Origin of the sequence: Paenibacillus brasilensis, from assembly GCF_009363115.1 — a bacterium.
Classification (GTDB): Bacteria; Bacillota; Bacilli; order Paenibacillales; family Paenibacillaceae; genus Paenibacillus; species Paenibacillus brasilensis.
In genome coordinates, this window is sequence record NZ_CP045298.1 from 5,037,756 (window position 1) to 5,061,092 (window position 23,337).

Annotated in this window: 26 protein-coding genes and 1 pseudogene; 17 read left to right on the forward strand and 10 right to left on the reverse strand. The window is 42.4% G+C overall.

The window, feature by feature from the left end:
• Positions 1 to 69 precede the first annotated feature (69 nt).
• The 16 genes and pseudogenes from GCU48_RS23820 (at position 70) to GCU48_RS28415 (ending at position 12,831) form a co-directional block, all read left to right on the forward strand.
• On the forward strand, positions 70 to 1,365 hold the full coding sequence (locus GCU48_RS23820) for a vWA domain-containing protein (protein WP_341874667.1): 1,296 nt from the start codon (positions 70 to 72) through the stop codon (positions 1,363 to 1,365).
• A gap of 57 nt (positions 1,366 to 1,422) precedes the next feature.
• Positions 1,423 to 1,638: a DUF262 domain-containing protein gene (locus tag GCU48_RS23825; RefSeq protein WP_152381680.1), complete on the forward strand. Its 216-nt coding sequence runs from the start codon at positions 1,423 to 1,425 to the stop codon at positions 1,636 to 1,638.
• A gap of 41 nt (positions 1,639 to 1,679) precedes the next feature.
• Positions 1,680 to 2,393 carry a hypothetical protein gene (locus tag GCU48_RS23830; protein WP_152381681.1) on the forward strand — a complete coding sequence of 238 codons (714 nt, stop codon included), beginning with the start codon at positions 1,680 to 1,682 and terminating at the stop codon, positions 2,391 to 2,393.
• A 559-nt stretch (positions 2,394 to 2,952) separates the two neighbouring features.
• Positions 2,953 to 3,627 (forward strand): hypothetical protein, encoded by a 675-nt coding sequence (locus tag GCU48_RS23835; RefSeq protein WP_152381682.1) that lies wholly within the window; start codon positions 2,953 to 2,955, stop codon positions 3,625 to 3,627.
• Positions 3,624 to 4,022, forward strand: a pseudogene (locus GCU48_RS23840) (hypothetical protein); the annotation flags it as partial. The gene GCU48_RS23835 and the pseudogene GCU48_RS23840, both read left to right, overlap by 4 nt.
• A 119-nt stretch (positions 4,023 to 4,141) precedes the next feature.
• The gene (locus GCU48_RS23845) at positions 4,142 to 4,678 is read left to right on the forward strand and encodes a hypothetical protein (RefSeq protein ID WP_208811908.1); all 537 of its coding nucleotides are present in this window, start codon (positions 4,142 to 4,144) and stop codon (positions 4,676 to 4,678) included.
• A 5-nt stretch (positions 4,679 to 4,683) separates the two neighbouring features.
• Positions 4,684 to 5,100 carry a DUF4280 domain-containing protein gene (locus GCU48_RS23850; protein WP_152381683.1) on the forward strand — a complete coding sequence of 139 codons (417 nt, stop codon included), beginning with the start codon at positions 4,684 to 4,686 and terminating at the stop codon, positions 5,098 to 5,100.
• Positions 5,101 to 5,151: 51 nt separating this feature from the next.
• Positions 5,152 to 8,208: a contractile injection system protein, VgrG/Pvc8 family gene (locus tag GCU48_RS23855; protein ID WP_152381684.1), complete on the forward strand. Its 3,057-nt coding sequence runs from the start codon at positions 5,152 to 5,154 to the stop codon at positions 8,206 to 8,208.
• A gap of 63 nt (positions 8,209 to 8,271) precedes the next feature.
• Entirely contained in the window at positions 8,272 to 8,757 is a 486-nt protein-coding gene (locus GCU48_RS23860; protein WP_152381685.1) for a hypothetical protein, read from the forward strand.
• Between the two features lie 139 nt (positions 8,758 to 8,896).
• The gene (locus tag GCU48_RS23865) at positions 8,897 to 9,448 is read left to right on the forward strand and encodes a hypothetical protein (RefSeq protein WP_152381686.1); all 552 of its coding nucleotides are present in this window, start codon (positions 8,897 to 8,899) and stop codon (positions 9,446 to 9,448) included.
• 1 nt (position 9,449) lies between these two features.
• Positions 9,450 to 10,118: a polymorphic toxin type 15 domain-containing protein gene (locus tag GCU48_RS23870; RefSeq protein ID WP_244315913.1), complete on the forward strand. Its 669-nt coding sequence runs from the start codon at positions 9,450 to 9,452 to the stop codon at positions 10,116 to 10,118.
• 16 nt (positions 10,119 to 10,134) lie between these two features.
• Positions 10,135 to 10,683 (forward strand): T6SS immunity protein Tdi1 domain-containing protein, encoded by a 549-nt coding sequence (locus GCU48_RS23875; protein WP_152381687.1) that lies wholly within the window; start codon positions 10,135 to 10,137, stop codon positions 10,681 to 10,683.
• Positions 10,684 to 10,974: 291 nt separating this feature from the next.
• Complete coding sequence (locus tag GCU48_RS23880; RefSeq protein ID WP_152381688.1) at positions 10,975 to 11,226, forward strand: hypothetical protein; 252 nt, start codon at positions 10,975 to 10,977, stop codon at positions 11,224 to 11,226.
• 4 nt (positions 11,227 to 11,230) lie between these two features.
• Positions 11,231 to 11,653, forward strand: coding sequence for a hypothetical protein (locus GCU48_RS23885; protein ID WP_152381689.1), 423 nt, complete (start codon positions 11,231 to 11,233; stop codon positions 11,651 to 11,653).
• 163 nt (positions 11,654 to 11,816) lie between these two features.
• The gene (locus GCU48_RS28410) at positions 11,817 to 12,038 is read left to right on the forward strand and encodes a hypothetical protein (protein ID WP_244315915.1); all 222 of its coding nucleotides are present in this window, start codon (positions 11,817 to 11,819) and stop codon (positions 12,036 to 12,038) included.
• A 202-nt stretch (positions 12,039 to 12,240) separates the two neighbouring features.
• On the forward strand, positions 12,241 to 12,831 hold the full coding sequence (locus GCU48_RS28415; protein WP_244316358.1) for a transposase: 591 nt from the start codon (positions 12,241 to 12,243) through the stop codon (positions 12,829 to 12,831).
• Between the two features lie 154 nt (positions 12,832 to 12,985).
• On the opposite strand, the gene GCU48_RS23895 is transcribed toward GCU48_RS28415, so the two are convergent.
• From GCU48_RS23895 to GCU48_RS23940, 10 genes are all read right to left on the reverse strand, one after another.
• On the reverse strand, positions 12,986 to 13,198 hold the full coding sequence (locus tag GCU48_RS23895) for a YqaE/Pmp3 family membrane protein (protein WP_152381690.1): 213 nt from the start codon (positions 13,196 to 13,198) through the stop codon (positions 12,986 to 12,988).
• Positions 13,199 to 13,271: 73 nt separating this feature from the next.
• Positions 13,272 to 14,393: an IS4 family transposase gene (locus GCU48_RS23900; RefSeq protein WP_152381691.1), complete on the reverse strand. Its 1,122-nt coding sequence runs from the start codon at positions 14,391 to 14,393 to the stop codon at positions 13,272 to 13,274.
• A gap of 253 nt (positions 14,394 to 14,646) precedes the next feature.
• Positions 14,647 to 15,282, reverse strand: coding sequence for a phosphatase PAP2 family protein (locus tag GCU48_RS23905; RefSeq protein ID WP_152381692.1), 636 nt, complete (start codon positions 15,280 to 15,282; stop codon positions 14,647 to 14,649).
• A 21-nt stretch (positions 15,283 to 15,303) separates the two neighbouring features.
• Entirely contained in the window at positions 15,304 to 16,449 is a 1,146-nt protein-coding gene (locus GCU48_RS23910; RefSeq protein ID WP_152381693.1) for an MFS transporter, read from the reverse strand.
• Between the two features lie 159 nt (positions 16,450 to 16,608).
• Positions 16,609 to 17,271, reverse strand: coding sequence for a DedA family protein (locus tag GCU48_RS23915; RefSeq protein ID WP_152381694.1), 663 nt, complete (start codon positions 17,269 to 17,271; stop codon positions 16,609 to 16,611).
• A complete protein-coding gene (locus GCU48_RS23920) occupies positions 17,232 to 18,065 on the reverse strand; it encodes a hypothetical protein (protein WP_152381695.1) in 834 nt (277 codons plus the stop codon). Before GCU48_RS23920 ends, GCU48_RS23915 begins: the two co-directional genes overlap by 40 nt.
• On the reverse strand, positions 18,062 to 18,568 hold the full coding sequence (locus GCU48_RS23925; RefSeq protein ID WP_152381696.1) for a zf-HC2 domain-containing protein: 507 nt from the start codon (positions 18,566 to 18,568) through the stop codon (positions 18,062 to 18,064). Before GCU48_RS23925 ends, GCU48_RS23920 begins: the two co-directional genes overlap by 4 nt.
• Position 18,569: 1 nt before the next feature.
• On the reverse strand, positions 18,570 to 19,103 hold the full coding sequence (locus GCU48_RS23930; RefSeq protein WP_152381697.1) for an RNA polymerase sigma factor: 534 nt from the start codon (positions 19,101 to 19,103) through the stop codon (positions 18,570 to 18,572).
• Between the two features lie 44 nt (positions 19,104 to 19,147).
• Positions 19,148 to 20,332: a VTT domain-containing protein gene (locus GCU48_RS23935; RefSeq protein WP_244315917.1), complete on the reverse strand. Its 1,185-nt coding sequence runs from the start codon at positions 20,330 to 20,332 to the stop codon at positions 19,148 to 19,150.
• 354 nt (positions 20,333 to 20,686) lie between these two features.
• Complete coding sequence (locus GCU48_RS23940; RefSeq protein WP_244315919.1) at positions 20,687 to 21,286, reverse strand: undecaprenyl-diphosphatase; 600 nt, start codon at positions 21,284 to 21,286, stop codon at positions 20,687 to 20,689.
• Between the two features lie 573 nt (positions 21,287 to 21,859).
• Between GCU48_RS23940 and GCU48_RS23945 the strand changes: the two genes are divergently transcribed.
• Positions 21,860 to 23,182 carry a TnsD family Tn7-like transposition protein gene (locus GCU48_RS23945; protein WP_167518763.1) on the forward strand — a complete coding sequence of 441 codons (1,323 nt, stop codon included), beginning with the start codon at positions 21,860 to 21,862 and terminating at the stop codon, positions 23,180 to 23,182.
• Positions 23,183 to 23,337 lie beyond the last annotated feature (155 nt).

The window sequence follows — 23,337 nt, forward strand, 5'->3', positions numbered from 1 at the left end:
TTCAAAAACGAAGTCTGGATGAGCAAGAGAGAGTTAATGTCCAAACTTAGGGGGTTAATCCGATTGGAGATGTCTGACAAGCTTAAGGAGGTTGAAGAAGAGGGGAACAAGCTGTTCCCTTCTTTTCAGCCATTAATGGGTGACCTCTGGGCCGGATTGTTTAAAATGAAGCCTGAGCTGCTAGAAGATGTCGGTGAAAAACTGACGATGAATCGTCAGCTCATGGAGAAGGTGATGGCAGATGACGGATATACCGATTTTCGTGAATTCACTTGTTTGGATGACTTGGCCGCAGCTCTTGGAACAACGAAATATAGCGAGACAGTTCTGGGCTGGGTGAAGGAACAAACCAAACAGGATCAGGATTTAGCAGAAGCATTGCAGCAGCTCATGGATGGAGAACAGGGCGCTTCTCAGCAGGCAGCAGATGCTCTGTCCACAGCCCTGAGTCAGAATGGTAAATCCTTATCCCGTATGCTCTCCAGAGCAGCACAGGAAGCTGTGGAAGCCAAAGAGAATGTGAAATCCCTCTTGGGAGGTATACAGGCTGGAAGTGGTGACGGGGAGATGAAAAAGGTTCCATTAAAAGACCAACTGTTTCTAGCTGAAAAATTGAGCACTGATAGAAGGCTTCGGGAGATTGCAGCATGGGCCGGACGTATGAAGGTGATTGCAAACCGCAAGCAACGTTCGAAGCATAAGGATGCGATCAGTCGAAACGGTATTCGGCAAGGAAATGATATTGAGCAATTGCTGCCAATGGAACTTGGGAGTTACGCCAGCCCTATTAGTAAAATGGATTTTCTACGCCGATATGCCGAAGGTCAAACTCTTCAGTATGATACGAATGGAAATGAGCAGCTTGGGAAAGGGCCGATTATTCTTTGCTTGGACCAATCAGGAAGTATGAGGGATCAGGACACGATCTCTAAGGGATTTGCTCTTGCCCTCATGAGTATCGCTCGGAAGCAGCGTAGAGATTTTGCCTGGATTCCTTTCTCCTCACATGCTTCAGATCCTCTGATCTATGAGCGAGGGAAAATTAGTGTTAAGAATATGATTCAGCTTGCTACAGTCTTTTTGGACGGTGGAACAAAATTCGTAGCACCGTTGACGAAAGCGGCCGAAGTGATTAAGCAGAGCCGATTCCACCAAGCAGACATTATCTTTGTTACAGATGGTGAAGCTCATGTGAATGATCAATTTATTGATTATTGGAATGAGTTAAAAAAGGAGAAGGGCTTCTCAGTCCTTTCCATGTTGCTTGGCACGGAGTCAATCCAAGGAGTGCAGGGGTTCTCAGACCGAATTGTTAAAGCTTCTTCTTTTGAAGATGAATCTGTATATCAAGCTTTTGAAATTTAATGATGAACAGGACAGAATCTTGCTGTCCTGTTTCTTTATTTTAAGGAGGATTTATTCATGAAAAGATCAAGTATTCAGCGTACAACAAAAAGCCTTTTGAATATGCGGGAGCGTATTCGTTTTGATCTTCCTTTTCAGCGCAACAGCGTGTGGAAAAATGATCGTCGTTCGTATCTCGTAGATTCAGTCATTCGAGATCGTTATATCCCCAACATTCTCGTTTGGGACAATGGGGATGGGTATATCTGGGTCATTGATGGAAGGCAGCGCTAGGAGTCTATTTTCTTTTTTAACGATGGCAACGCAACTATAAGTTGAGCAAGGGTACTGCGGATTTCAATGGTGAAGCCATTGCTGGCAAGCGATACGATGAATTGTCTTCTGAAGCACAATTTGAATTCCTCACCTACAACTTCACAGTGACGGAATTTCGTGAATGTAGCTTTGAAGAAGTGGAGGAAATGTTCTACAGGGTAAATCAATCCGTACCGTTGACTTCCACGGAGAAGACGAGAGTCAAAGTAAGTCCTGCTGTCCGTGAAACGGTGCAGGAGTTAGGACAGCATTTGTTCTTTGAAAAGATCGCCTTTACCAATGCGGACCGCAATCGCTATGTGGATGAGCAACTGATCTGGCAGTTTATTGCTTCAGCTTCCAATCAGGACATTGATTTTCGGGGAGCTAGTTTGAATCAGTTCATCTCGAACTTGGATGAGGTCCCAGCCTCGGTAACAGAGTTAATTGAACACAAGATTGACTTTATGGATACTGCATTCCGTAATTGGGATCAGACCCAGAGAAAGGTGCTAAAGAAGGTCCATGTTGGAAGCCTCTTTCAAGTGGTGGATTATGCGCTTGAAAACTCCTGGTCTGAGTCGTTCCTGATTGGTCGCTACTCTGTTGATAGCCCATATGGTCAGCTTTACCAGAAAGGGGCTACTAGTAAAGGATTTGTTGCTAAGCGATTTGGTTTGATGTTGAAGGATATGGAGCAGTTTCCGTTACAGATGGAATTTCCGAATCCATGATTCAGGGAAAAAGTGAATGGAAGAGAGGAGAGTTGTAACATGGAGACGTGTACGACTCTATTTTCCTAAAGCATGAATTTCTGTTAGTTGGGGAACAGTTTCAAATCTAAAGATGAACACCAATTAATAGGCAAAAGTCTAAATAGTATTCCAGAAAATAATAGATTGTCTGCATCTATTCACTATATTGATGCAGATGATAATAATATATAAAATTTCCTGACACGTCAAAATACGAAAAAATAAACCGAGTCCATCTCGGTTTATCAGAGTGTCGAGAAGGTCCGGCGGACTTTCCGACACTTTTTTTATTTGGGGAGCCACTCAACTTTTAAAACAGAAATCGATTTAAAACGATCTGAGACCCACTTTTAATTGGAGAAAAATGAGTTAATTTCAGAAATATACATTGAAAATAACGCATGGGATGGTTCTTTCTGTAAACAAAATCTCTATTCTGACCGATACATACATAAGATGGGCTATTGTTAAATATCCCTCTTAATTTCAAATTTTGAAAATAAACTTTCATGTTTTTAAGAAGAAAGGGACTAACCCAATGAATTATATGGACGAGCATATTCTAAGTCTCAAACACAAGCTTAATCATGATGTTGCATCTAATAGCGTAAATACGAACCTATCTCAAACCGCTGTACCTAACCAGGCCAACTCCGTTGCTGAAAAAGACACGGTGTTGCGGATAGGTGATGAGCTGATCCCGTTGGAATGGAGAGCGATTCTGGACGGTCAAATGGAGGTTAGCGTTCCGAAATCTTTTAGCCTGATGCCGCTGGAGCAAGCCAAATTTAAATATCCTTCGCAACATCGCCCTGAGGTGATTTATACCTCTTTGGACGGGACGGTGAATATCACCTTTAATCGGACGGAAACTTTTTTAGCTGTGGACGAGCTTTCCGAGTTTGTGGAGCAAATGGCAGATGTTTTGCGGTCTGTACAACCGATTCGTAACTGGATGGGTACTGAAATGATCGTGAATCGTTCCGGTCTGCCCATCGGGCTGATCCGTTTTGTAGCCGCAGGCGTGGATACGAATTTGTACAACGAAATGTTGCTGTTTGTCTATGAGGGACAGGTGGCGATGGGTACGTTTAATTGTATGGAATCGGATAGGGAAGAATGGCTGTCTGTGGCAGAAAATACAGTGCAATCGCTCCATATCGTTCCGTTTTCTTCAGATTCCCCATTTGAGAAAGGAGTAGGTTCGCGATGAGTCTAGGATACGATCAAATTCAAATCTATCCATATGTCATGGTCGATCTGGAACAGCTTGTCCTCACGAAGAAAATCAATGAGCATACCCGGCTTTATTTTACAGGTGTGATTCCGGAGGACCTGCAAGACAGCTATGTGGAAACGACGGAAAAGAACACCGTCATCCAGGTGAGCCAACGGGACGAATCTGGTGAAAGCAAGCCGCTGTTCAGCGGGATTGCCCTATCGGTCGAAGTAAAGGTCGTACGGGACGTGTACTATCTGGAAGTGGAGGCGATTTCCCATACTTACCGGATGGACATCAAGCAGCGCACCCGTTCTTTTCAATATACGAAAATGACGATTCCTCAAATGCTGGAGCAGATTGGCAAGGACTACGAAGGGCTGGATGTTACAAGAGAACAACTGAATGAAGCTATTGGTCTGTCTGCTGTGGAAATGCCTTCTCCCTCCCCATCTTCCCTGATAGCTTCACAGGCAACAGATACCGTAAGTAAAGGAGGCGGGATGTAATGAGATATTTTCGGCTTATGGTGGACGAGCGCATCAAGCATCGGGTGGAGCCTGCTTCCCTGTCTCCGTTGCAGGTGGAAGATATCCTTTCGGATCACAACAACAATATGCAGACGGAAGACACTCCCCTGTTTTTAGCTGTACATACGGATTCACGAACCGTCTATCCGGATTTCCTCGAGTTCCCTTTGCCGCTGGTTTCCGATGCAATGAAAGCATTGCTGGAAAAATATATGCCGGGATTGGAATGGAAAGCTGCTATACTTACCGATTTTCAGCAAGCCAGGCAGGATGTGTATTGGGTGCTGCGTCCTCTGGCGGTAGATTGTCTATCTGCACAAACCGAGTGGTATCCCGATCATACCTTGAAGCATTTGGTTCTCAGGCGCGAGAAAATCGAATCGCCTATCTTTCGGATCGCCGGCTTATTGGAAGCCCATATCTATATTGATCTGGCTGTGGCGGAAAGTCTGCTACGCCGTCCATTCACGGGTGTTCGAGTGCAAAAGGTGGAAATGGCAACGAAGGAGGAATAATGCGGATGAAAGAAGCTAGTGTGCAGCCTGGAACAGGCTCGAAAAAAAGCTACGTGGTGGCAGGTGCGATTTTAAGCTGTAGTTATGGTACACAGCCTACCCGTTTGAAGCGCCCTTTTAGCCACGGCGTGTATGTCAAAAATAAAGCACAGATGAATATCGGGGATTATATACCTGGAGTAAATATTAAATCTTTTGGAAATTGCTCCAGTCCGCTGAATCCGGCTGTACAAGCCAGTCAGATGGTTGATATTTATGGAGTGAAAAAAGCTCCATGTATTCCTGCCCTTACGATGCCTTGGCTGAACGGGAAAAGCGACATGAGGATCGAAGGTCAGCCCGCTTTAACCCAAAACTGTACACATCAGTGTCTATATTGTGGACATATTCAAATCGAAAATGACGGACAGGAACTGGATTAACGCTTAGGGGTTGGAACTGCCATCACATCTGGAAAGGAGACATGAACTCACTTGAGCATATTAACAGACGGGATCAGCTATGAAAGCCTACGCTTTTATGGTCCCTTTCAGCCACAACACATCGAACAACTTCAAATAACACGTACCATTAATGATCATGCCTATTTACATATCAGTGGGTTGCTCTCCGAAGAACAAGGAGCAGCCTGTATCGGTCAAAATATGGAGCAAGAGCCGATTGTGATTCGTCAGTTGGATGATCAGGGACAATCGCTAAGACGGCTGTTCCATGGGGTTGTAACGAGTATGTCCGTACAATGTGTGCGAGGCGTATATACATTTGAACTAGAGGCCGCTTCCCATTCGTACCAGATGGATATCAAGGTAAAAAGACGCTCCTATCAGGATATTCACCGCACTTATGATGATCTGGTCACTACGATGATACGGAAGTATCAGTACGGAGATGCCATTGATACCGTAACGAATTATGCCAAACTGGACACTTTTGTTTTACAATATGAGGAGACCGATTGGGCGTTTTTAAAGCGTCTCGCTTCTCGCTTTGGTTCCGTACTTGTGCCAGAGGTAACCGCAGCTTCGCCCAAAGTCTTCTTCGGGATGCCAGAAGGCAAGCAGCATAAGGTGGAACGGGATGTATTCTATCGAGTACGGAAAACGTTTCATGAACTGGATGCGGAAAAGCCGGGAGAACATGCTGGATCGTATGTCACCTATATGATCGAAAGTCTGCAATACTATGCGCTGGGTGATCTCATCACGTTACCGATCGGACAAGGTAAAGAACTGGTCGTGGTTCGGGCAGTGACCACACTAGCAGATGGCTTACTGCGTACTCGTTATGATCTCCAAGTCGAGCAGGATATCCGTTATGCCCGGTATGAGAACGATCAGGCCACCGGAATTTCACTGACAGGAACGGTACTCAAGGTACAGCAGGACTTTGTGCAGCTTCAACTGGATATTGATCCGAAGCAAGATCCTGCCAAAGCCTGCTGGTTCCCTGTGGCGACTAGATATGTCGCCGAAGAACACAGTGGCTGGTACGATATGCCTGAAATCGGGGAACAGGTGGAATTGTATCTGCCTACCCACCGCGAACAAGATGCCTATGTGACAGATTCGCTACGACAACAACGCCACGCGAATGGACAGCCGAATGTGAAGGTATGGCAACATGTGCAAGGTAGCGGCGTAGAAATGTCTGAGCAAGAACTAACCCTGTCCACCTCTGGGGAATTTTCGATTACACTGCATGAAGTTAACGGCATCACCATCAACAGTCCGGGGAATGTGCAGATTCAGGGTGGTCACGTGAAGCTTGATGCAGGTGAGGAACTTTCGCTCGAAGCTGGAACGGCGCTGTATCTGAAAGGCGGAGCCAGCAGCATGGTACTGGATGGTGAGACGGATACCAAAGCTCCAGTGATTTATCAGGAAGGAACGGTGAAAGCTCCTGTTTTCGTAGCTGGCCTCCCTCCTGTACCTGAGCCGCCACTCATGAGCATCAAAGCGTATGAAGCAGCTCAATCAGCAGCCAAAGATTCATCTAGCAGCCAAGCCTCTACCCCTAAAGCAAAAGTCACCAGTCCAGCAAAGCTTCAACAAGCGAATGCTATGATGGGGACAGTATCCAAGCTATTAGGCTCCATTCCAGTGATGGGAAAAGTGGGTGGCGTTGTTGCAGGAGCGCTAAGTGGACCTGCAGGAGGTGTGATTCTGAGAGCAACCGCAGCGATCCCTGTTCGGAGCAAGGGAACCCCTACCGTTGGAGGCAGAAAGGGGAACGGCATTCATCCGTTGAAACACTTGGCTGGTCTAGCATTACAAGGGTTAATTACTCAGTATGAACATGAGCAAGCGAGACATGCCTACTATAGCAAATGGATTCTGGGGAAAGTGTATACAAGCGCACGTCAAATAGTACATTCCGGCAGCCGATTAGAGCTGATCCAAAACTTGCTGACAACATCGAAAACCATGGTTCATGCCTATCAACAGGTACCTAAAAGTGTTAAAGATAGAATGCTGAGGGAATATAAAGAACAAGAAAAAGCAAGAGCTAAAGCTGCCCTTAAAGCAAAAAAAGAAGCTGCACCACCAGAGCTTACAGAGGAAGAATACGAAAAGATCTGGCAGGATTATCAAAGGGACATATATACCGAAGACCGTAGGCCCAAACTTAAACCGGGGAGTTATCGAGGAGAAGATGGTGTTGTACGTACTCGTGACGGTAAACCCGATGTCCAATACTATAGTGAATGGAAACATAATTATCCCGGCGATGGCGATTTGTTCTTCATGCAAACTAGGAAGCAAGGTATAACCGAAGAAGAAAAAAGGTGGATGTTCTATGCTATTACCATAGAAAACCCTCTTATAATTGAAGGTCGAGGGGGTGTGGAAAATACTGAGGAATTAGAGGGGATACTTTCACAACTAGGTAGAGGAAAAGGGCTCTTTAGTATTTCTTCTGGAGTAAGTGCAAAAGCAAGAGTCCAGGAAATGTTAGCGAGACAAGAAATAGAAGCTACAACAACGAAAAACCAATATAAACAACAGGATCAGCAGGCAAGGGAGATTAGTATTTCTTCTGGAGCAAGTGCAAAAGCAAGAGTCAAGGAGATATTAGCGAGACAAGAAATAGAAGCTAGAGAAAACATAGCTACACAAACTCCCGAATCCAAAGGCTACAAACCACAACCAAATGAAAGAACAACAACTGAGGGGACGGGACAAGCTGGAACGTCAAGTACTGATTTGAGTCAGAATTTAGTTGACCACATTGTTAATAGGCATTCTGTAAATAGCACAAAGAAACAGCTCCCATATCTTCAAAAGAAAATGTCGGATAAGCAAATTGATGAAATTTTAAGTAAAAAATCTTTTTTTAATAAAGAGTGGTCGGATGAACAAATTATTGATGCTTCTACAAGGGCCGTCAACCAAATAAAACAGCAGGGAGTAAGCGACGGATTGCATACAGTTACTGTTTTCGGTGAAAAGATTAAAGTGTTTATTAGAAATGGAAATGTTGATTCTGTTTATGGAACAAATATTTATAAAATGAGTGATTTATTAGATTAGGGGTGACGAGATATTTTTACTATTTATTTCAAAGCATATGATAACTTTGACGATCTTAAACAAATGTCTGCTGAACAGTTTGATCAAACAAAACAAGATATAGAAGGGATAATTGAGTTGAATTTTAATGGCAGTAAATACGGTGTCTTCTTTGATGATTGCCCATTTGGTGAGGAAAGGCTCATTAGATGGTTTGTCGATTTATTAACTATTGCAAAGAAAATAAAAGCGCATAATTATGTTGCGTATAGAATTCCAGATAGTGCAAATCTGTGGCTTGAGTTTATTTTGCAGGATAAAGAGTTATGTGTGAGCCTAGTAGAAGATGTGGATAGAGAATTATTAATGGATTTATTTGTTTATAAACCATATAACGAGTTTAGATATTCACATTGGAAGGGAAGCATGGTAAGCGCAGCTTCTTTTAATGAGGAAATAATAATAAATGCACAGAAACTATTAAATTTCATTTCTGTGTTAAACCCTCAATTATTAAAAAGTAAAAATATACAAATATTAGAAAATGAAGTTCGTGAACTAAGCTTATAATCTTTTTTGCTTAGAATTTACAAACCCCACAACAAGATCGTACAATACAACCAACAAACCAAACACTAAATGATTCAAACACTTGATAAACTTTCAAAAGCTCTTTCCCACTTGAACCATGAGTAGGAATGAGCTTTTTTTGCCCGTGCGATACAAAGATATAGCTTCTTATGTCCGACGTATGGCCCAGTCTGCTAGTGAGTTAGAGCGGGCATACCATCAGATTCCATCCGAACTGAGGAAACGCTGGAGGGCGAACTACGATCGTTACATGGCAGAGCAGCCGAAGCCGAAGCAAGAACAATCCCGGTCGTGGGTGGCTATTCTGGGTGAAGCCCAGCTTCAGAATGCGGAAGCCCAAGTCGCGGCGGGAAAGTATGTCGCAGATGTAGTCGGAGAAGTTATATCAGGAGCGGGAACAGCAGTTGTAGAAGATTATACGTTTGGAATCATGAGTAAGGAATACGCATCAAAACATCCGAAGGCGCGCAAAACAGGTGAAGTGATCGGACATTGTTTGACAACTGTAACCGGAGCCGTAGAAACGGCTGGTGCTGTGACGGAAGGAATCTCAGGTGCTGTGGTAACAGCTACAGGAGTAGGAGCACCTGTAGGCGTTCTTGCTATAGCAGAATCTGTCCTTGAAGGGAGCACTGGGGGCAGCGGTAACGTATACCGGAGCATCCAATAGTGTGAAAAGTACAAAGGATCTTTATCGAATGTTTGAAAGCGAGGGGCCAAGTCCTAATAGCTCAACGCCGTCTAAACCTTCCAGTGTAAAGTCAGGCAAGAGCGAAGGAACACCTGCCTCACAGAAACCAAGCAAACCGAACGAGAAGCTTCCTGAAACTGAGGGGACGGGTGAAGTTACAAGGCTTCCTGAAACTGAAGTTAAGTTTAAATATAATCCAAAGCATAATTCTGCTGAATTTACAAGGCAACTGAAAGCTCAGGAAGAGGGCATGAACAAACTTACAGTTGACGAGTATTTGAAAAATAGACAAAAATATATAGACGAGGGTAGAGCTATAGAAGGTGATTTAGCTCAACAAGCTGCTAGAGAACAAGCATATACTGATAAAGTTATAGAATTAAGAGAAAAGGGACTCTCTTCTGAAGCAGCTGAGAAAGAAGCGTCGAAATGGATGGATACTCAAGCCGCTCTTCACAATCCTGATCAAATAGCAGGCGGAAATGCTTCGTCAATTGGTGGAATGGGTGACAGAAGAGTAAACTCGTCATTGGGCGCACAATGGAGATATAGGATTGATGCTGTTGATGAGCAAATTGAAAAAGCGGCTGAGGGAATGTCCGAGGCAGAGAAGCAAAGCACATATTTAAATATAAAACTAACACAATGAACTGGAGGTTATATGTATGATGGATATATTTTCAAGTGATTTTATACCATATGATAAAATTGAAGGAAAAACTATAACAAAATATCGTGGTAAAGTTCCGGATGAACTGTTAAATATCTGGGAAAAATTTGGAGCTGGTAGTATTAAAAAAGGATATCTAAAATTAATAAACCCAGATGATTTTATTGATGTGTTAAATACTTCCTATTTCAGAAGTGAAATTTCTGTTCCGATATTTACTACATCGATGTGTGATATTATCACGTTTGAGGAAAATAAATATTTAAGGTTAGTGAAATATAGAAGAGGCAATTTTTCAATAATACCTACAAGTTTTAATTTGTTTCTTTCTGATTTGTTGGATGAGGCTTTTTGTAACAGACATCTGGACTGGGGTCAATATGAGGGGGCTGTAGAAAAATTAGGCGTTCCTACATATACTGATGGTTTTGGTTATGTTCCTTTATTGGGCTTGGGCGGCGCGGAAAAAGTGGAAAATCTACAAAAAGTAAGGGTTTTGGAACACATCCAATTAATTACTGAAATGATGGGTGCTATTGAGTAACAACAACAGGATTTATAATTTTGTATTATTTGGACAACCCAGTGCTGAATGAACCCATCATTCAACCAATAACACATATAACGATGTAATACCCGTATAAAGATTTCGTCATTTTGGTTGTACGTACGAAAAGCTTGAATTTTATACCCTAAATAATGCTATTTCGTTACATTGAACAGGTCGATTATGGTCAGATACTACCATGATTGACCTGTTTTTTGTTATGATCGCTTTCTCACAGGATTTTCAAAATGCTGCGCAACTGTAGAATACGCCGCCCCGATAGGGAGGATGAAAGGCAAAGCATCTTTTGAGATAGATAGTCCGACCATTAATATTGTCAGGGTGTATCTGAACAATATCCGCAATAAATCTGGAAGTTGTAGCGATTGTTATTGTGTAAGCAAGGAATCTGGTGACACAGTATCAGGCACACGTTGGACTGCACAAATAAAAATAGGTAATAGACAATTAAAAACAGATGGAACTTGGACTAAAAATCAATCCTTAAATGAAGTTCACATTCCAATAGAGGGGAAATAAAAAAATGAATCTTAAAGAAATTGAGAATTTACCTGATGTATTACCAACAGAAACGTTAGCATTGATTTTTCAAAACGTATTGAATGAATTTTATGAAGGGAAAATTGAGGAAAAGGATTTTTTAATAATTCTTAGCCAATTAACAGATAGACAAGTTATGACCTATGAGTTATTGGAAAGTGAAGTAAGAAATAGTATAGATAAGGTTCTTTACAAGTTATGGAATACTGATCCTTATGATGATGTAGATATCATTCTTTCAATCGTTGTAAACCTTGGACTAAAAAATTGCTTTCAAAAAATTAAAGATTCAATAAATCAAAATAGGGATATAGATGAATTAATATTAAAAGAAATAATAGAAACAATTGATGAAGTTGGTGAAAATATTTCGAATCCATATCATGGTTTAGAAAGATTCAAATAAGCCAAGTAAATGGTATGTCAATAATTTCGAGTAAATTCAAGGCTCTACACCAAACATAGTGCTTGAAATTTATGCTTAACTATGCATAGGTCTAAAATATAGAAAAACATCTGTACATTCCCTAAGATGGTTGTGCTACCAATCCAACTTTAGGGAATGACAGATGCACAATCAGTATATCGATCTTTTGCTTGATTTGTCAGAATTAAATATATTACAAGTGTTGGAAATAGACGCTCAAACGATTCAGATTGAGGGCACGCCTACAACTCATCAGCAGGATTGCCCGGTTTGTGGAACTAGCCTTGCTGTGATTGGAAAGGGAAAAACTAGCCACGGAAAATCCGTCATTGTGATGCTTTCGAGAAAACCATTTATATCTTAGCCCCGGCTATTCGCTTGTTTTGCAACGACTGCCAGTGCGGCTTTGTTTGGCAATATGGTTTTGTAGCTCCAGGTAAACGATATAGCAGCGCATTTGAAAAGCAAGCGCTCCGTACAGCAACAGTAGTTACCGTCAAACAAAGCTGGAAGAGCTTAGGGCCTATGCCCGTCAGCATCCATTGTTTTTATCCCTTCGCCCGAAAGTGGTCGTGATGGATTTAGCGCCATATTATTACACCTGGATTGCGGAGTGCTTTCTCACAGCCCTTCGAAATGCAGATCGGTTTCATGTTCATCGCTATGTGGTAGAGGCCGTTCAAGCGGTCCGAAAAACCGTATCGCAGACGCTGTCTTCCCGAGCAAAAGCGAATCTGAAAGCCAGGCATCGACTGTTCAATACTCAGCAGGCTTCTTTACCGGCTGAACAGCAGCATGAGCTGAGAGAGATTCTGAAAATCTCGCCCTTACTCCAGCAAGCTTATGAATGGAAGGAAGCATTCGGTGAATGGTATGACCGCTCTCCAGATGTAAAAACGGCACAAATTCGATTAGAGCACTGGCTTGAGCAAGGGGAACGTTTCCAGCATCCCGCTATTTCGGAGTGTCTGAAGACCATTCGAAACTGGCGAGAGGAAATCATTAATTACCACCTCTGTCGATGGACCAACGCCGTAGTTGAAGGCAGAAACAACCGAATGAAAGCCTTTCAACGTAGGCACTATTTTACTCGGAATCGCGAGCATTATGTTTATGGACTTTTAGTAGAATGTAATCAGGCGCGCTATAGTCCTTAACAAAAAGGGCTCGATGCCGCAAGCACTGACTTTGGTGTTGAGCCATAATATTCGTTCTTAAATAAAGGGGATCCTAAAAGTAGCCGAAAACAATTCTGTGGCTTAATCTTAGATGTTTTACAGGATATTAAAACCCCGGATTTCTCGGGGATTTCTAGTATCTAGGGAATTGTCTGGCTTGTTTTACCGCTCTAATAAGTTCCTCGTTTCGAGGATCAGCATTATAATTGTTCACTACTACCACTGCATGAATTACTGCAGGAACCCAGCCAATACAGCACAAAATGACATTTAAAAATGCCTGCCAAGGCTTTCCGCATAGAATGATAGCTAGTGGGGGAATAAAAATAGAAAAGAAGTACTTCATAATAACACTCCTAATATAATTAAGATAATAATCAATATTATATCACGCCTGTTGAATAACCAAAATAAGTAACTCAATTCATGAAACAAGAGGTGCACTGAAGAAGAACGCGCTGAATCTGAATCAGCCATTCAACAGGTAAGTTTTGAAGAAGAAATAGACGAGAAAATCGCGCAAAGGAAAGAACGGCATGTTGGGGCCATGAAGTCTGAGCAGCAACAAATAGCCAATTGAGCAGGACATAGACGATTAGAGCACAGAATAATTGCCCATAGACCGCATTTTCAGTCGTACCAAACAGCGTTGGGATATTCAAATGTTGCTTGATCCAACGAAAGAAGACTTCAATCTGCCATCGAGCCTTATAGATCTGTGCGATTTGTTCTGCGGTCACCTGCATTAAATCGGTAACCACCCGAATTTCCCGACCTTCAAAATCCCGAAACATCACCACACGATGACGTTGTGTGGAACGACACGGAGGGGTTCCCAACTGGCAAGTGATATCCCGAATGACGGATGAATCTGGCTTCGTAAGGCGACGTAGCGCATGAGGCTTTTCCAAATGGACGTTATCGCGAAGCCGAATGACAAACGATTGTCCATGGGTTTTGAAGTGATCCAGACGCTCCAGTTTCCCATAAGCACGATCCATCACCAAAATGTAGTCCGGTTGAGCCAACGCTTCACTCATGGGGCCATCATGCTTGGAGCCCAGCGTTTCGACCACCTGAAGGGGTTGCCCATTTTCTGCTCGTAAAGCGACATGAAGTTTAATACCTGCACGCTCCCCGTGATAAGGAGCCCAAGGCAAACGCGTTTTTCCCACCGTCATCGTGGTTGAATCGATGAGTAATAATTCTTTGGGGAAAGTCAGTTTCCGACGTGCTTCCCGGTTACATTTGCAAACAAGTAGATGGAAAAGTTCCTTAAATACGGAAAACGGGACTTCGGCGGCTTTGGTTGAAAAGCGTGAGTAGTGGACGACAGGCAAGCCACAGAGAGCCGCATAATCTACGCTGGATCGATAGCTACCCCATTGTTCCAACGCAGCCATGCACCAGTATTGGAGTAAATGGTACACCGTAAACTTGCGGGCTTTGTCTTCATAACCTATTAACTTCACAACCCTTTGAACTTCTTCAGGAGTCAGCAGGGATTGAAGGATAGATGTAATCGTGATAGAATTTTTCATGAGATCGTCTTCTTTCGGATTCGTTTGGATGGTACCAACGATTCTACAGAAAAGACGATCTTTTTTCTACCATTTTGTGGTTATTCAACAGGCGTGATATTTTAATTAAATAAGTCATATTTGTTAATAAAAACCCGATGAGTAAGTATCATCGGGTTTTTAATTCTTGTTGTTTTTCTTACTTTGGAAGGACTCGCGTAGCTGACCATCGAATGAATTTTAACGATATTTGCAATTACCTAGACCTTTCATATCAGCGTCTTTCCTGATATCGCTGATAAAACCAAATTGAAATGGCCAGCCAACTTCCACTAGCTAAGAGTCCCCCAAGAACATCACTCGGATAGTGAACTCCCAAATAAATTCGACTAACCCCAATCATAAGGATCATCGCTGAACTACATACAATCAATATGCCTCGCCCCGTGGATGTTGAAATATGCCGCCACAGTAAAAAAGCAATCACTCCATACAAACTAAAAGCGGCCATAGAATGTCCACTGGGAAAACTAAACCCATTTGCATTAACAATACGGTGTAGAGTTGGTCTTGCACGATGAAAAACGAGCTTTAGCGTTCCGTTCAAGAGAGCTGACCCGGTGACGACCCAGATAAATAAGATCAATTCTCTTCGGTGGTGTAGAATTTTATACAGAATGAAGAAAATAGCAATCGAAATAACCGCGACCGGTATTCCACTCCCGATGAAAGTAAAGAATTTCATGATGGTCGTCAAAGCTGGTGATTCCAGCCCTTGAACAAAGGAAATGATCACGTTGTCAAATTGAACTATTTTTTTATCCGATACGAGGAGAGCTATTCCCCCGAACCCAATAGCACACAAAAAGCTTATGAATAAAGCGCGAGTAAGCTGCAATTTCAGATTCATTTACATGGGTCAATCCTTTCCTTAAATGCGGAAGACCATCATAAACATGGCAGCTAATACAGCAATCACACTGCTTGTGCCAAATGCAACTACAGGGCCATATGTCTGCCACAAAAATCCTGCGAGGATACTGGCTGGTAATGCGGCGATGCCGGTCATCGCATTGTATGTGCCCATAGCGATACCTCGCTGCCCTTCAGGTACAATGTCGGCAATATAAGCCTTCTGTATACCTTCCGTAAACGCATAATAAAGCCCGTACAAGATGAACAGTATCCATACCCATGTGACGTTCTTCGCAATGCCAAATCCAAAATAAATGAGAGCAAAGATCACAAATCCCGAGATCAGTACCGGCCGACGGCCAATGCGATCCGACAGCATGCCTACTGGCATGGAGAAAATACTACTGCTTAAATTAAACGTGAAAAAAGCAAGTGGAATAAGAGCAGGAAGCATTCCCGCGTCTTGTGCCCGCAAAGCCAGAAACGCATCAGAGAAATTGCCGACCGTAAACAGGGTTGAAATCAAGGAGAACCATACAAACCGACGGTTTAAGTTCCTAAACCCGATTTGAGGGAGTTTAGCCTGTTTTCCGGTGCCATGTGATTCTTTTTCCTTTAAGAAAAAGAGGATCAAGACAATCGCGATAAGACCTGGGATCACGGATAGCCAAAATACAAGGCGATAATTGTTTGTGAATATGGCAAGCACACCAAAAGCCACTAATGGACCTAAAGCAGCTCCTAATGCATCCATAGCGCGGCGAAACCCAAATGCCTTCCCGCGTTCTTCTTTTGTCGTGGAATCGGCGACTAAGGCATCACGCGGCGACGTACGAATCCCTTTTCCGAAACGGTCGGAAAATCGAATCAGAAGCACCTGTCCCCAAGAGGCGCTTAACGCAAAGAAGGGTTTTGTTAAATTAGACAACCCATAACCAATTAACATCAAAAGCTTATATTTGCGGGTGCGGTCGGTAATCCATCCGGAGAATAATTTTAATATGCTCGCGGTGCTTTCGGCTATTCCTTCAATGATGCCAATCGATTCAACCTGAACATGCAGGACTGAAGTTAGGTATAGCGGCAAAACAGGTACGATCATGTTGCTGGAAAGATCGGTAAATAAACTCACAAGACCAAGAACCACGATGACCGGATTCATGGCGAAAAGCCTTCTTTTTTTCGGTTTGGACACTGGTTCCACGTCATCACCTCATGTTTTGGGTACGCATTCTCCTTTAATTATAGAGCTTGCCGAACTGACTTTGAACCCTTTCTTCAAGTGTATATCCCTTGCACTCCATGGTTTAAACAGCAGCGATTATTTAGCCGTCATCTTCTTAGCTTTGGCCGATCTTATGTACCAAAAAGCGAGCCCCGCAACAATTAAAATAACGACCATTATCAAGAGATACCGATGGATCGTCTCGGTCACGATGCGCCAATGCTCGCCTACATATGTGCCTAATGTAATAAATGTAACCACCCAGAGCATGGCTCCGGGCACTGCAAACAAACTAAAACTTCGATAAGACCACTTGCTGATTCCAGCGCTGTAAGCCGTTAAATGGCGGACCCCCGGAATGAAGTACCCGATCGTGAGCGCGAATTTCCCAAAACGCTTAAACCAAATTTGGGTGTGGTCCAACCTCTCTTTTGTGATGTGAAGTTTTTGACCGTATTTTTCTAAAAGTGGATACCCGAATTTGTGTCCGACAAAATAACTGACCGACATGCCGATAAAGCTACCCAATACCGAAACCAACACAGTAGGGATATAATAAAGCCTCCCCTTCGATATTAAGTATCCCGAGAACGTCATTAAAATCTCGTCCGGTACCGGCAACCCTACAATTCCAAGCACCAAGGCACCGAAGATACCTAAATAGCCATAGTGTGCAATGAACCATAAAAGCTTATGCTGAAACATGAGATATTTCACCTCTAGGTTGTGGTTTTTCTCTTTAGCTTTTCCAATATCCACAAAGTCATGACCCCAGTAGAGAAAATTACGATTCCTAACAAAAGTAGTCCCCCAACAAACGGAACATTCAACAGGGAAACCAACACAATTGAGCCTGTTAATGCGATACTCCAGTCAGACCGACCCATTGCCACCTGAATTCGTTCTCCAACTAACATACTTAGCACAGCTAAACCAAAAACAGATGCCAGACCCACGAATAACATGATGAGCAGCGCAATCGGAATGCCGATAACGGTAATTAACAACAGAACCGATAGAGCAACTAAGATGAGTGTGCTAAAGAAGCCGATGTAAATGAAATGCCCTGGAGTCCGCCGCGCTCGTTCTACAAAGAGATGAATACGTCCCTTGCTAAGGAAAACGGCTATAACAGGTAAGATAACAAGCAGTACGCTTACAGCGAGCTGCAGAAGCCAAGTTCCGATGACTAACCCTCCGCCGATCATCAAACTGTTCAGTGTCGCATGGTCAAAAGAAAGATTAATGATTTCGTCCCTTATAAATGATCCAGGTTCCTGCAAAACTTGTCCGCCTACCACCACAACAAAACCATTGATTTTAGCGGATGCTTTCAAATCCAGATCACCATTGAACACGATAACGGAATTTTTCACTGTTCCTAAAATGGTCGCATCGCCACCGACAACGACAACATCATCGGTCGTCTGATTCACCGGAACGGTGGTATTTTGATGTTCAAATATTCCTTTTGCCATTGCATTTGCAGGTACCCAAAAAAATAATGTCATGATCAAAAGAGCCACATATATCATTGAATGGCGTCGTTTCAAATTTGATTCCTCCTGAACTGATTTTGTTTGAGTAGAAGTGTTAGTGAAAATCCTGAACCAATCATAAGCATCAGCGAGAATCCAATTAAACCTGCTGTCAAATAGGGGTCAGAAGCGAGCAGGCTGCCAACTGCAAACATCAAATTCATGAAGACTTTCCATCCAACGGAAGCTAATTTGAATGTGAACGAACCTACTAATGTAAAAACGATCACAAAGATCAGCAGCGAAATTAACAATGGCACGAAAATCCAGTAGCGCTCCCTTGAAGGATTGGAAGGGACCGGGTTTCGGATCGCTTGAAGCACCGTTTCTTCGACCGTTTCCGGCGCTTCGATCGAACGGAACGTTTGTAAAACATCATTCTTTAACATCATAAAATCGTTAAAGATGGCAAAACACTCCGGGCAATTGTATAAATGCTCTTCTACCTGTTGTCGTTCATGCTTAGTCAATTCGTTATCCATATAAGCGGAGATAAGGTCTACAATGTGATCAGACATGCTATTCTTCCACTCCCTTTTTCAATTCTTTTCGCAACTGGACCCTCGCCGCATTAATACGGGATTTCACGGTACCTAAAGGAATATGGAGCATACCGGCAATCTCGTCATACGTATAACCTTCCACGTCTCGAAGTAAGATGGCTTCTCTGTGTTCGGGGCTTAATGTTTTCATGGCTTCTTCGATGGTCAAATGAAGATCCCTCCGTTCGATTCCCTGGGTGGAAATGCCGGCTTCAATCTGATCACTCGATACGATGTTTTCTTTTTTTCGCTTTTGAATGCGATCATAGCAGAGATTGGAAACAATTCGTGTCAACCAAGAGGAGAAAGCATAGCTATTCTCGAGATTTGATAACGAATAATAGGCTTTAATAAATGCTTCTTGAGAAACGTCTTCTGCTTCCATGCGGTCTGAAAGCATACCGAAGGCAAAGCGAAAAACCCGATCTTTATATTGCTTTACAAGCAAGGCAAATGCTTCTGTCTCGCCGCTTTTAGCCTTGCCTATTAATCTAAACAGTTCCTGGTCCACGCATAATCTTCCCCCCGAAGTATCTCAATCAAAAAGACTTCCGATTACGTTGAAAAGTTCAACTTGTTGTGTTTCATAAGTCGAAGTACCTCTAACAACACGACATTAAGGCTAAGCCAAACTCCTCCAAATACATAACCTGCAACAACGTCGCTGGGATATTGAATGTTGAAATAAATACGGCTGATTCCAACCAGAAAGGCAACAGTAAGAACAAGCAGAGAGGCGCCCGTTTGGACCCCAGCCATTTTCACATGCCGTACGATGAGATACGCCGCGAAACCCAAGAAGATAACGGTAATCAAGGTCTGCTCGCTTGGAAACGTATTGATCAGGCTAGAAGGCCCTATGCGATGAAAAAGTCTTCGCAATCCCTCGTCCCAAAGTTCGCCGCCGACAAAGACAAACAATAAGAATGTCCATTCCAGCAGTCGATCTTCTCCCTTTATCAAAATCATGATCAGAGCCAAGACAGCGACAGTGAAAAGCACCTGAAACGATGCTAAATATGCAAAGAGATTCATCCAAAATGCCCAGCTTTCATCGAATAGGGCATGGACGATATAGGAGGTGACCACATCAAAATCGGCAAATTCATTGGCGAGCAAGTCTTGAATCAGGCTTGCCATTACCATAAAAAGTATCAGAAACACTCCGAAAGAGGTGAGAAGCAAAAAACGGACCCTTCCTAACGTATGAAATATTTTAACTCCTTTACGAAGCCCCGCTAAAGTCGCGTCATATATTTGGTCTCGGTACTTTTTGTATACGTACACACAAGCGAAAACCACCGCAGCGATAAGTCCTGCAATAATCAAATATTTGGTGATTGTATGATGGAACAGTTCCCATTTTGGACCGAGAATTTTTCCAAGCGATATAAACATGCTTGTCCATAAAAATGCCCCGGTATAAGCAAATATCATATAGGTTCGAAACGGCAGGCGTGTGATTCCCGAAAAATAACCAGTCAAGTGCCGAACTCCAGGAATGAAATAGGCAAAGAGGAGCAGCTTGTTTCCATAACGCTCAAACCATAGTGAAGTCTTCTCTAACTTTTCGGGGCCAAGATGGAATTTGGAGCCATGCTTTTGAAAAAACGGCTTGCCTAGTTTATATCCGATCCAATAAGAAATGGTCATACCCATCGAAGTGCCTAGACCTGCTGTAAGGATACTTACCATCCAATTTAAATGTCCTTGGAAAACCAAAAGCCCTGTATATGTCATGAGAACTTCTCCTGGCAAGGGGAGAGCGAGAAGCTCGAGCGTCAGGGCAATTCCTAAAACCAAGTACCCATGCTGATCCATTAGTTGCTGTATGAAATGTGTCACGTCTTACCTCCACGAAAGGAAATCATTTATAAATAAAAAGACTTATTATTTTTCGATAAAGTTCAGATCATGCAAAGGTAGTTTGTACTTTCTTTAGATAAAAATACCCTTGAGTATCTATAGCTCAAGGGTATAGCGGAATATTACATTTGCGGCTGAATGTGTATAGTACCGGACGACCAGGAAACTGTTTAGAAAATGGTGCGTTCTACTCCTTATCATCAAAATAAAAGGACAGGGGCTAGTTTATCAACGTGTTTTCCCTTGCGGGCTTTGCATTTTAGCCCAAATCTTTTGTTCGATTTTCTCATACATTTCAAGCCCGTAACTCATGCATTTATCGGCAAAATACCAACGGGTAAATAAGCGGTGCACGAAAATGGCAGATACCATCCCAATGATGGCCCCAGTTACTACGTCGCTTGGATAATGAACACCAGTCCAAATCCGTGAAATCGAAATACTAGCCGCCAATATTAACCAAACCAGTCCATCTTTTTTCCGGAACATCCAAATCGCAGCTGCAATAACAAAAGCTCCGGTTGCATGGTCACTTGGAAAAGACGCATTTGCTGGATGATTGATTAATTGAATGACGTGATGGGCTACAAAGGGACGATCGCGGTAAAACAGGAGCGCTAAAATTCCGCCGAAGCCTAGAGCCAGACACGCGGAAGCAAAGGCTTCAATAACCATTCTTCGATTTCGATTCGTGCGTGTAAACCAATAAATAATGACCCCCCCATAAAACAGATACTGTGCATCCTCGGCTAAAAATTTCATTAGTGGGTTTAAAAACGTATATATGCCCGCCAGACGATTTATCATTTGAAACAACGTATAGTCCATTGCTGATTTCTCCTTATTCATCGATGTTGTCTCTTCTTTCGAACCATAATTGTTTCCCTTTAGATGGAAATGATTCAACGATAAAAGAAGAGGTACAGAACAATACTCACTGCTATGCCAAACAATCCGCCGATGGCGGCTTCGATTGGGCGATGATCAAGTAATTCTTTTAACACTTTGATTTTCCGAATCCCTGGTGTTCCATGAATGTTTAGTCACGAAATTAATAGGGACTTTAATCAATTGTGCTAGTAGTATAGATGCCAAGGCCATGATAAAAGGATAATTCATGAAGTGCCCAAAAGATCATGCTCCTTTCTCTTTTACTTGGATTACCGAAAGTTGCTTAACTTTGGTGATCATCTAAATTAAAAAGACTGTGGATTTGTTATAAAAGTTCAGATATGCCCAAAATCCAAAATTTACCGATGATCCATAATTTGAATTTCCTAAAGCCATCATTTCATACATTGCCAAGCAAATTGATGTATCGGCAGTGCTGTATGCGCAGTACGATTTGAACAGCCCAATGATTAAATACCATCGAGCTTAAATCCGAGAATTTTTCGGGCTTTGAGTGGATACCTTTCAAGATGTACAAGAGATGTCGGATTTCACGTATGGTGTGAGCTCATTCACTTTCACACTCTGTATCTTTATTACAAGCCTTTCTGTTCAATACAGCAATGTAGACAAGTGAAAGAAGAAATGGCAGCGGACAAAAGTCAGCGGATTCAAATGATAGCTGGAGTAATGGCTAGCATCATTCGTATCCATAAAGTTCTGAAAATTTGCCCATTATGTTTACAAGCGGATCTAGATCAATTTGGTGAAGCTTACTGGCACAGAACGCATCAATTGCCGGGAGTTTTAGTGTGTCCTATTCATAACTGCTTATTGTTAGAAAAATGCCACCAATGTAACGAGGATTTTATGGATCAGCGCATACAGTATCCTGCTTTACCTACTGCATTCTGTAGAAATCATCATGCTTTAAGTGAGATGGTTCGTATTGTCGAAGACCTGCGTTTGATTGGGCTATCAGATTTTAGCAACTATATCTTGAAAGGTGGATATAGTGAATATAACAAGGAACAAATGTATGATAAATATATACAACGCTTGATCCGGCTTGGTTACTGTACAGCGACAGGAAGAGTCAAGCAAAGAGAAGTAAGGGAGTTTTTTTTGAGCCAATATAATCCTCAATTTTTAACCCAGATCGCTGTGAAACTTCCGGAAGATAACGATTTCAATTGGTTGTCAACCATCCTCCGTAAATCAAGAAGATCTCAACATCCGCTTCTGCACATATTAATCATTCAATTACTGTGGGATTCACCAGAAAGCATAAAGTTAGAAGGAGCAAGCTCACCCTTTGGCTTCGGGCCGTGGCCATGCTTAAATCCAATTTCTGATCATCACCACGTGAATGTCATTCCCCATGTAAAAATAAAAAGATGTTCGAATACCCGGAGACCAGTTGGAACTTTCGAATGTCCAAGCTGTGGATTTACCTATTCAAGAAGGGGCCCGGATCAAGACAGAAGTGCTATCTATACAATAGGCAGGATAAAAAAATTTGGACCAATTTGGATAAGTCAGTTAGAACAATTGTCTAAGGATCATGCGCTAGGTCTGAGAGAACTGAGCAGGTTGATGAAATGTGACCCAAAAACGATAAAACGTTACTTAATCGGATCTATAAGCCTTAAGAACGAAGTGAATAATTTAACTAACTTTCAACAAAGGAAGAAAAAAAGAAAAGCTACTCCCACTACTAAAAAATCGAACGTAACCCCCGTAAGGGTGGATTGGGCAATACGAGATCAGGAAATAAACATGCTTATTAAGGATGCTATAAAAAAATTAAACAACAAGAGGGTAAGCCTATAAAGATTACTAAAGCCCGAATAGGTCGTACAATAGGTCAATTAGCTATTTTAGAAAAAAAGCTGGATCTACTTCCATTGTGCAAGGAAACACTCCAAAGGCATGTGGAAACTTTGGAGCAGCACCAGAAAAGAAGAATCGATTGGATCATTAAACAA

Coding starts and splice junctions, on each gene's coding strand:
- GCU48_RS23935 (WP_244315917.1), bottom strand. CDS start 20,332: ATGACATATACAGGGCTTTTGGTTTTCCAAGGACATTTAAATTGGATG.
- GCU48_RS23845 (WP_208811908.1), top strand. CDS start 4,142: ATGAGATATTTTCGGCTTATGGTGGACGAGCGCATCAAGCATCGGGTG.
- GCU48_RS28410 (WP_244315915.1), top strand. CDS start 11,817: ATGCACAATCAGTATATCGATCTTTTGCTTGATTTGTCAGAATTAAAT.
- GCU48_RS23860 (WP_152381685.1), top strand. CDS start 8,272: ATGTCTGCTGAACAGTTTGATCAAACAAAACAAGATATAGAAGGGATA.
- GCU48_RS23850 (WP_152381683.1), top strand. CDS start 4,684: ATGAAAGAAGCTAGTGTGCAGCCTGGAACAGGCTCGAAAAAAAGCTAC.
- GCU48_RS23880 (WP_152381688.1), top strand. CDS start 10,975: ATGAAAGGCAAAGCATCTTTTGAGATAGATAGTCCGACCATTAATATT.
- GCU48_RS23925 (WP_152381696.1), bottom strand. CDS start 18,568: ATGTCTGATCACATTGTAGACCTTATCTCCGCTTATATGGATAACGAA.
- GCU48_RS23875 (WP_152381687.1), top strand. CDS start 10,135: ATGATGGATATATTTTCAAGTGATTTTATACCATATGATAAAATTGAA.
- GCU48_RS23885 (WP_152381689.1), top strand. CDS start 11,231: ATGAATCTTAAAGAAATTGAGAATTTACCTGATGTATTACCAACAGAA.
- GCU48_RS23825 (WP_152381680.1), top strand. CDS start 1,423: ATGAAAAGATCAAGTATTCAGCGTACAACAAAAAGCCTTTTGAATATG.
- GCU48_RS23900 (WP_152381691.1), bottom strand. CDS start 14,393: ATGAAAAATTCTATCACGATTACATCTATCCTTCAATCCCTGCTGACT.
- GCU48_RS23820 (WP_341874667.1), top strand. CDS start 70: ATGTCTGACAAGCTTAAGGAGGTTGAAGAAGAGGGGAACAAGCTGTTC.
- GCU48_RS23835 (WP_152381682.1), top strand. CDS start 2,953: ATGAATTATATGGACGAGCATATTCTAAGTCTCAAACACAAGCTTAAT.
- GCU48_RS23895 (WP_152381690.1), bottom strand. CDS start 13,198: ATGAAGTACTTCTTTTCTATTTTTATTCCCCCACTAGCTATCATTCTA.
- GCU48_RS23905 (WP_152381692.1), bottom strand. CDS start 15,282: ATGAATCTGAAATTGCAGCTTACTCGCGCTTTATTCATAAGCTTTTTG.
- GCU48_RS23910 (WP_152381693.1), bottom strand. CDS start 16,449: ATGAATCCGGTCATCGTGGTTCTTGGTCTTGTGAGTTTATTTACCGAT.
- GCU48_RS23940 (WP_244315919.1), bottom strand. CDS start 21,286: ATGGACTATACGTTGTTTCAAATGATAAATCGTCTGGCGGGCATATAT.